This window comes from Bartonella sp. AP20NXHL, assembly GCF_042196165.1.
Classification (GTDB): domain Bacteria; phylum Pseudomonadota; class Alphaproteobacteria; order Rhizobiales; family Rhizobiaceae; genus Bartonella.
Window position 1 is genome coordinate 1 of record NZ_JBHIPV010000031.1, and the last position, 1,781, is coordinate 1,781.

Annotated in this window: 2 protein-coding genes and 1 pseudogene; all 3 read left to right on the forward strand. The window is 36.3% G+C overall.

Annotation, left to right across the window (positions count from 1 at the left end; translation table 11 throughout):
- Positions 1–172 (forward strand): annotated as a pseudogene (locus ACFILL_RS08465) (ABC transporter substrate-binding protein); the annotation flags it as partial.
- A gap of 414 nt (positions 173–586) precedes the next feature.
- Positions 587–736: a hypothetical protein gene (locus ACFILL_RS08470; RefSeq protein ID WP_273790725.1), complete on the forward strand. Its 150-nt coding sequence runs from the start codon at positions 587–589 to the stop codon at positions 734–736.
- A 376-nt stretch (positions 737–1,112) separates the two neighbouring features.
- Positions 1,113–1,781 (forward strand): ABC transporter substrate-binding protein (locus tag ACFILL_RS08475; RefSeq protein WP_375681094.1); only part of this gene is annotated, 669 nt, incomplete at its 3' end.

Consider the following 1,781-nt stretch of genomic DNA (forward strand, 5'->3'; position numbering starts at 1 on the left):
AGATCCGCAAAAACGGGCACAAATATATGCTGATTTACAACGTGAACTTATGCAAAAAGGACCTTATGCGTTTATCTATCAGAAATATACTGTTATTGCGATGACGCCTGATGTCAAAAAGTGGGTTTGGAATAGTGCGCCACATATTTTTTATAGTAAAATTGAAAAATAAGAGTGTCTTCAATGCTGTTCAATAGATAAAGGGCATCGTCATGATATATTCGGCGTATTGTATAAATTTTCAAGTTTTGCAATGCGTCGAAGATCATAGGTAATGCGTGATATATTGTTGAATGTCTTTTCAAGACATTCGTTTAAAGATATTTTTCATTCTCATTAGAGGTGTATTTAAGTGGATGTTAAGATCGATATTTCAATTTCTCTGAATTAGAAAGTGGTCAATTTATTTGTTAAAAAACTGAGTATAACATAAAGAAACTAAGTGTAACAAATATCGCGGAATTTAGTGGTGCTAAAGGTGCAAAGGTTTTGCTGTGTTGAAGGAAAGTTTTGTTATGGGTGGGTACACAAGGGATATCAGTTTTTTATAGTGTTCATATTTTCTTTTGCTTTGAAAGATGATGAGATGTCATTTGGAGGGTGTTATTTTACGGGGAGTGATGAAAAAATTAAATTTTCTTTTGAAGAAGGAATAAAAGTCGTTGCACTTGGCAAACTGACAAATTTTCCTGTTTTATCAAATCGTCAAATTATTATGAAGGCTCTTTGTTATTAAGGTACTTGAGCCAAAAGGGGTAGTGCTTTGATGGTATAGAACACGCCGGAAGAAATACGAGACAAGCTTGCTTAACAAGATAGAAAAAATACAGGTTTTATAGTCTTTAATAGTAGGCGTTATGATATCGTGAATAAGCTCTGTTGTTGGTGAGCGTTCATTGTATATCAGAGTGTTTTCCTTTGTATGTTTTAGTTTGGCTTATAAGTGTAGACAGGAGGAGTCATTGACAAGAGGTGCTTGTTCTTGAAGGTTTTAAAGTTTGATCTTTAGGAGCCTATCGTTCGTCTAAACTTAATTATTAAGCACGTTTTGCTGCATGGGGAATTTATACAATAAACGTTAAAAGGAAAATTCTATGAACGTGAAAGGTTCTATGAACGTGAAAAGAAAAATATTGAAAAAGGGCGGTTCTTTTATTTCTGCTGTTCTTGCAATGGGGATGTTTGTGCAACAAGTTTCAGCGAAAACACCTGCTGATACGCTTGTGATGGCTTGGAATCTCGATCCAATAAGTACATTTGACCCTGCACAACTCAATGACCGTTATGGAATTGAATTGGTTAACAATATTTGTGATAATTTAGTCGTTTCTGCTACAGATGATGCTACTAAAATGGTTCCCTCGTTAGCGAAGAGTTGGGATGTTTTAAGTGATGATCAGAGTACTGTGATTACTTTTCATTTGCGTGATGGTTTGAAGTTCAACGATGGTCGTCCTGCGAATGCCAATGATCTTGTTTGGGGTATGAAGCGGGTTGTCAAATTGAAATTGTCTAATGCGGCAACATTTAATGAATATGGGATTACAGAACAAAATGTTGATGAGGCTTTTCAAGCACCGGATGACAAAACGGTGGTGATGAAATTTGATAAACCTTATCCAGCAGAGCTCATTCTTAGCAATATTTCCACTAATCGCACTGCTGCCTTGCTGGATCGTGAGACACTCATGAAAAACGAACAAGATGGTGATATGGGAAACCGGTATTTGGCAAGTCATTCTGCTTGTGTTGGTCCTTATCAGCTAGAGAGTTGGCGTCCT

What these genes read in the sequence shown, in the direction of transcription:
- ACFILL_RS08470 (WP_273790725.1), top strand. Translation starts at nt 587, where the DNA reads ATGTCATTTGGAGGGTGTTATTTTACGGGGAGTGATGAAAAAATTAAA.